Origin of the sequence: Rhodococcus sp. R1101, from assembly GCF_000278445.1 — a bacterium.
Classification (GTDB): domain Bacteria; phylum Actinomycetota; class Actinomycetes; order Mycobacteriales; family Mycobacteriaceae; genus Rhodococcus; species Rhodococcus gordoniae.
This window is the reverse complement of record NZ_AJVB01000204.1, coordinates 1-6,568: the sequence shown is the minus strand read 5'-3', so window position 1 is coordinate 6,568 and position 6,568 is coordinate 1. Positions and strand designations below refer to the sequence as shown.

Sequence of the window (6,568 nt, the reverse complement as noted above, 5' to 3'; positions counted from 1 at the left end):
GCTCGGCCATCTGTCCGAGACGGGCATTGAGGAGAGCCTCGTATCCCGGCCGCGACGCGTGGGGGCCGGTGGTGCCGTACCCGGTCACCGAAACGTAGACCAGCTCGGGAAATTCATCGTGGAGTTCGTCGTAACCGAGACCGAGGGTCTCTGCCCGCCCCGCGCCGCACGACTCCACGAACACGTCGGCACCGGCCAGTAGACCCCGGACGATCGCGCGTCCCTCGTCGGTGCGGACGTCGGCCTCGACACTCCACTTGCCGCGGTCGGTCGCCTTACGGGCGTTGGATCCGGCATCGGGTCCGCCGCCGGGGCGTTCGATCTTGACGACGCGCGCGCCGTAGTCCGCCAGCATCATGGTGGAGATGGCGGTGGGCATGCCCCAGCTCGCGTCGATCACTACGAGTCCGTCGAGTGGACCAGCCATTGCACGCTCCTTCTGTCGCACGGTGCCGCGCCGTGCGCAGCTCTGTCTCGGTACGGCGGTTCGGCTCGGGCGAGCCGGTCACATGTCAGTCGGACGAAGGCAGCGGCTTCGCCGTGACGAGTTCCATGGGGGCACCGTGACAGGTGAACTGCCCCTCGCCCTTCTTCACGCAGATGATCTGGGTGTCGCAGGTGGTGCACGTGTAACGCTTGCCGACCTGGTTCATGTGGACTCCTGAAGTGATGGTGGGGTGGTGTGCCGGTCGGCCGTCATCCGCCGAAGGTGATCTCGAGGGGGACGCCGCAGCAGGTCAGGGCCGATCCCCCAGCTCGGGTGATGATGGCTTCCGATCCACAGGTGTTGCAGCGCAGCCGGTTTCCGGTTGCAGCTTCGGTGCCTTCGGTGACGTCGGAACTCATGTCCGCTCCTTCGAGGTGTGGCGAGCCCGGAATGTGAGCGATTGCCGCTCTTCGGGCTGAACGTTATATAGTTCACTATAATGATGTTCATAGATTCAGACAAGGGTTTTCCGCGTATCTATTTCTGGACCACGACCGCCTTCCCACGTACACGTCCCTCTGCCAGCGCAGACAGCGCAGCCGGAACCTCGGCCAGCTCGTAACTCTCCCCCACGCTCGGGCGCAACCCTCGCCGCACATGCTCCCGAAGGGAATCGTTCAGTCGGTGCAGTTCATCCGGACGTCCGCCGACCCACGCGCCGAATGCCACGCCCGCCACTGAGATGTTGCGCAGCAGCAGACGGTTCACCTTCACCGTCGGGATGCTCCCCGCTGCGAACCCGATCACCAGAAACCGGCCGCCGGGGGAGAGCACCCGAAGCGCCTCGTCGAACACCGGGCCGCCTACAGGGTCGACGACGACATCCACACCGACCCCGCCAGCACACTCGGCCACCCGATGTGTCCATCCCTCGCCGAGCGCCACCACGTGATCGGCGCCCAGTGTGTGCAGGTGCTGCTCCATGCCGGCGCGACGGACGACGGCGATCACGCGCGCACCCCCACTGCGAGCGATCTGGATGGCAGCGGCCCCGATTCCTCCGCCGGCACCGAGCACCACGACCGTCTCCCCCGCCCGCAGGACCGCGCGGGTGGACAGCGCGAACTCCGCCGTCAGGTAGTTCATGACCATGGCCGCCCCCTCGGCGAACGACAGCTCGGGCGGCAGCGGCAATACCCGTGACGGATCGATCGCCACCCGTTCCGCGAAGCCGCCCAGAGTGGTCACGGCCATCACCCGGTCCCCCACCGCACACGCCGCTCCGCTCGGAGCCGCCAGGACGGTCCCGGCGACCTCCGCACCGGAGACGAACGGCAGTTTCGGGCGCAGCTGGTACTCACCTCGCGTCATCAGCAGGTCCGGGAACGACACCCCCGTCGCGGCCACATCGATCAGAACCTTCCCCGAATGGTCGGGCTCGGGAACCTCACGCAACTCCATACCCTCGGGCCCGTTCGTTTCGGACACCACGACAGCCTTCATCGACTCTCCTCTCGAATACGACAGCGGTCCCGAACCTGCAGAGAGGTTCGGGACCACCGGGGGAAGTGCTCACATTGCGCTGCGGCCACCGTCGACGGCGAAGATGCCACCCGTCGTCCAGTTCGATTCGTCACTGGCCAGATAGACCGCCATATTGGCGATGTCCTCAGGATTTCCAAGGCGTTTCAGCGGAAACCGCTGCGCCACTTCGCGGTTCTTCGCCTCGTGATCCTCGGGCGCGCCCTCGCGTTCGGTGCGGGACTGGTACACGAACGGGCCGGGGATCGTACCCGGGCAGATAGCGTTGACGCGGATGTTGTCCGGCCCGTACGCCACGGCCATCTGTTTGGTCATCGCCGTCACCCCACCCTTCGCGGCGGTGTACGGGAAGATGCCGTCGATACCGATCAGCGCCGCCATGCTGGCCTGGTTGATGATCGAACCGCCGCCCCGCTCGATCATGTGCGGCAGCACCGCGCGGGCGCACAGCCACACGCTCTTCAGATTGACCGCGATGACGCGATCCCAGTGCTCTTCGGTAATCTCGGCGGCCGACCCGTTACCCGTGATACCGGCATTCGAGAACATCACGTCGACGTGCCCGAATTCCTCGATCGCCCGCGCCACCATCGCATCGCACTCGGACGCAGACGTGACGTCGACGCCGAGCGCGAGCGCCTGCCCTCCCTTCGCGGTGATCTCGTCGACGGAGTCGTGCGCAGCGATGCGATCCAGGTCGGCCACCAGCACCCGAGCACCTTCCTCCGCGAACCGGAGGGCACTGGCACGGCCGAGACCCGAACCGCCTCCCGTCACGATGGCCGTCTTCCCCGCCAGGCGTCCTGCTCCCGACATTTCCACTCCTGTTCTGTGCACCGGGCGCCGGGCGGCGCCGCGTCGAAACGTTCTTCTCATCCGAGGTTCAGGTAGCGCTCGACACCGGCATCGCGGTCCGGCACACCCCGGTTTCCATCTGGTCGATCGTGGCCTCGTCGTAGCCGAGTTCGGTGAGGATCTCCCGCGTGTGCTGTCCGAGGCTCGCGCTCGGTCCGCGGAACCGCACCGGGGTGTCCGACAACCGCACCGTGACGGCGACCTCGCGGCACCAGCCGTATTCCGGATGATGGTGTTCGACGACCCGGCCCGATTCCGCCGCCCACTCTTCCCAGAGGATCTCGGGCATGAGCGGATGCTCGAACGGAATCTCCACCGGCACACCCGCGTCGTCGAGCCTCCGGAAGGCCTCCTGCGCGGACATCCGTGCGAAACGTTCCTCGAGCACGCCGGCGAGTTCGCCGGCGTGCGCGGTGCGGGCGGCCTCGGTCGCGAACCGCGGATCGACGGTGAGTTCGGGTGCATCGAGTGCGCGGGCGAGCGCGTCGAACTTCCACTGCCCCTGCACGGCGATGATCACCCACCCGTCGCCGGCCGTCCGGTAGAAGCGGTACAGCGGCGACACACCCATCTGATCGGCGTCGAGCGTGTGTCCCCGGACGGGAGTGCCGTCGGCCGCCACGCCGAACTCACTGCGGACGAACAGACTCGAATGCAGCTGGGGGCTCTCGACGTACTGGCCTTCGCCAGTCGCCTCGCGGTGGGCCAAAGCGAGGAGAACGGCTGTCGCACCGAGGAATCCGTTGTAGAGGTCCTCATTGCCGAGGACTCGGCGGATCGGTTCGTTTCCTTCACCGGCACCGATGAACGGCAAACCGACCAGGGCCGATTGCAACGGCGCAAAGCTCTTGAGCGTCGACTTCGGCCCGGTCGAACCGAAACCGGGCAGATACGCGTAGATCAGGTCGGGATTGATCTGCTTCAGCTGCTCGTAACCGAGGCCGATCTTCTCGGCCTTGCCCGGCCGGTAGTTGACCATGACGACGTCGGCCTCGGCGACCAGCCGACGCGCGACCTCCTGGCCTTCCGGGGTTCTCAGGTCGATGGAGATGTTGCGCTTGCCGCGCTGCGACGCTTCGTAGAGGTCTCCGAGCGGCCTCATCTGGTCGCCGACGAGGGGTTCGACCTTGATGACGTCGGCACCCTGATCGCACAGCAGACGCGCGCCGAATCCGGTCGCGAAGAAGGAGCTGAAATCGACGATGCGGATTCCGTTCAGCGCAGACCCGAGGACAGCTCCGGTTCCGGCTCCCGTCCAGCGGTCGTCCCGGCGGACCGAGGCCGCGGCCTCCCGGTGCTCACCGGGCTTCGGGGCGCGTGTCGGTGTGGCCGGCGGCGTCTTCTCGAAGCGGATGACGGGGCCGATCGCACGCACCGTTCCGTAGTCCTCGTCCTCGAGGTCGACGACCAGATCGGCGTGAGTGACCTGGGGATCGTCGAGGGTCTGCTCGGGCCGTAGAACCGGCAGGGCTGCGATGTCGGCCGCGTGCAGGAGATCGAGCCATTCCGCGCGGGGTTTCGTCGCGAACACCTCCGGCGCGCGGACCCGCGCGATCTCGTATTCCTCGTCGCTGAGCGGAACCGACATCTCCGGCCCGTCGATCGACGGGGTGATGTCGCCGAAGCCGAGGAGGTCCATGAGCCTCTTGTACGCACCGGGGCCGCCGGTGTGGGGGACGATCCATTCGCCGTCGGCACAGCGGAACGGATCGGTGATCAGCCGGGTGCGACCGAAGCCCGCGTGTGGTCCGCTGCGCGCGAGGTAGGAGATGTCCTTCTCGTTCCACCACCAGCTCATCGAGGAGATCGTCAGCATTCCGTCCAGCAGCGAGGTATCCACGTGCTGGCCCCGGCCGGTGCGCATCCGCGCCCGCAGTGCCGAGAGAATTCCGATGGTGGCCATGAAGGCCGTGCCGTACGAGACGGTGGGGTGGCCCATGAAGATCGGACCGTCGCGGTGGCCGCGCTGTTCGGCGGTCTGGCCGAGGCGAGCGTTGAGAAGTGCCTCGTATCCGGGACGTTCGGCCAGCGGTCCGACATCGCCGTATCCGGTGACGGACGTGTAGATCAGTTCCGGGTAGCGGGCACCGACGATATCGAAGCCGATGCCCATCGCGTCGGCGCGACCGGCACCGAAGGATTCGACGAATACGTCGGCGTTCCCGAGCAGAGCGAAAAGCGACTCGCGACCTTCATCGGTCGTGAGATCCAGTTCGACGCTCCACTTTCCGCGGTCGAGGAGCTTGCGGAGGTCGGAGTTGCCGCCCGAACCGGGACGCTCGACCTTGATGACGGTGGCTCCGTAGTCGGACAGGAGCATCGTTGCGACGGCCGACGGCATCCCCCAACTCGCGTCGACGACCACCAAACCTTGGAGGGGACCACCCATGCCGATCTTCCTTTCATGGAACGAATCGATCTCGATACACAGACTTTGGAAAAAGACGCTGTAATTCGCTGTGATGCACTGCATTTCAAGATAGTTCCCGAATGGAACGATAGCCAGCCTTGCTAACGACTTTCCTCCGAAAACGCGCAAGGGCCCGCTGCATCGCATCACTTCCGACGCAGCGGGTCCGGGCGCCTGTCCGAACTCCTACCCTCCGCTGGCCCTGTCCGGCAGGAACGTCGAGATCTCCGGGAAGAAGATCAGGATCAGCACCACCACGATCGCCACCGGCAGGAACCATGCCGCAGCGACGAACACATCCTTGAGCGGAATGTTCTTACCCAGGTTCACCTGTGGGTCCTTGACGATCGAATGGACGATCATCGCGAGAATACCGACCGGGGGCGACAGAATCGCGAGTTCCCCCATGAACACCACGAAGGCACCGAACCACAGTAGCGAGATGTCCAGGCTTTCTAGCGTCGGAATCAGGATGGGGACGGTGAGCACCATCATCGGGAGCGGATCCATGAACGCCCCGAGCAACAGGTAGACCACCATCATCAGGAGCAGAAACTCGATACGTCCGAGATCCATCGACGTGATGAGATCCGCGAACCCGTTGCTGATTCCGGTCAGCGTCATCATCCGAGAGAGCGCTTCGACGCCGACGAGCAGCAGGAAGACAGCACCGACCGTCGATACAGTGCCGATGGAGCCGTCCAGAAGGGCGCGCCCGGCACCGCCGGTCTTACGCTTCCAGATCAACACGATGCCGACCGAACACAGCGCCGCGACCGCGCCCGCTTCCGTTGCGGTGAAGACACCCGAGAACATGCCGCCGATGATGACCAGCACCAGAACAGGAATCGGCCACACCGCTGCGAGACTCTTCAACCGCATACCCCACGAGACATCGGCGGCTGCGACGCGGATTTCCTTAGTCCCTGCAACGTCTTTGGCGAACACGGCGATCAGGATGATCGCGATCGAGAACATGATCGAGACCAGGATGCCCGGTCCGATGCCCGCGAGAAGGGCCTTGCCGACGGGAACCTCGGCGATGCCTGCGTACAGGACCAGGAGGATGCTCGGCGGAATCAGCTGCCCCGGCAGACCCGCGACCAGAACCGCACCGACGGCGAGGCGCCGATCGTAGCCTGCTTTGAGCATTTCGGGGATCCCGATACGCCCGAGCGCGTAGGTGGTACCGGTGGTCGATCCGCTGACCGCCGCAAGCCCGGAACCGGCAATGTTGGTACCGACGGCCAATCCCCCCGGAAGCCAGCCCAGCCACTGACGCGCAGCGGTGTAGAGCGTGTCGGTCATTCCGGAACGCCACAACAGCAGACCCA

The 6,568-nt window shown here is 65.5% G+C and carries 7 protein-coding genes; all 7 read right to left on the bottom strand.

All coding sequences use genetic code 11. The annotated features are described in order from the left end of the window. On the bottom strand, positions 1–427 hold a 427-nt coding region (locus tag R1101_RS0113635), incomplete at its 3' end, for a CoA transferase (protein WP_037223347.1). An 85-nt stretch (positions 428–512) separates the two neighbouring features. Continuing rightward, positions 513–653 carry a hypothetical protein gene (locus R1101_RS30230; protein WP_016933969.1) on the bottom strand — a complete coding sequence of 47 codons (141 nt, stop codon included), beginning with the start codon at positions 651–653 and terminating at the stop codon, positions 513–515. A 43-nt stretch (positions 654–696) separates the two neighbouring features. Further along, positions 697–846 (bottom strand): hypothetical protein, encoded by a 150-nt coding sequence (locus R1101_RS29615; RefSeq protein WP_016933968.1) that lies wholly within the window; start codon positions 844–846, stop codon positions 697–699. Between the two features lie 118 nt (positions 847–964). Next, positions 965–1,930 (bottom strand): NADPH:quinone oxidoreductase family protein, encoded by a 966-nt coding sequence (locus tag R1101_RS0113620; RefSeq protein WP_016933967.1) that lies wholly within the window; start codon positions 1,928–1,930, stop codon positions 965–967. A gap of 69 nt (positions 1,931–1,999) precedes the next feature. Next, a complete protein-coding gene (locus R1101_RS0113615) occupies positions 2,000–2,785 on the bottom strand; it encodes an SDR family NAD(P)-dependent oxidoreductase (RefSeq protein ID WP_016933966.1) in 786 nt (261 codons plus the stop codon). Positions 2,786–2,852: 67 nt separating this feature from the next. Further along, positions 2,853–5,213, bottom strand: a complete 2,361-nt coding sequence (locus R1101_RS26710; RefSeq protein WP_016933965.1) for a CaiB/BaiF CoA transferase family protein — start codon at positions 5,211–5,213, stop codon at positions 2,853–2,855. Between the two features lie 207 nt (positions 5,214–5,420). Further along, positions 5,421–6,568, bottom strand: a 1,148-nt coding sequence (locus tag R1101_RS0113605; RefSeq protein WP_016933964.1) for a TRAP transporter large permease, incomplete at its 5' end; no start/stop codon positions are given.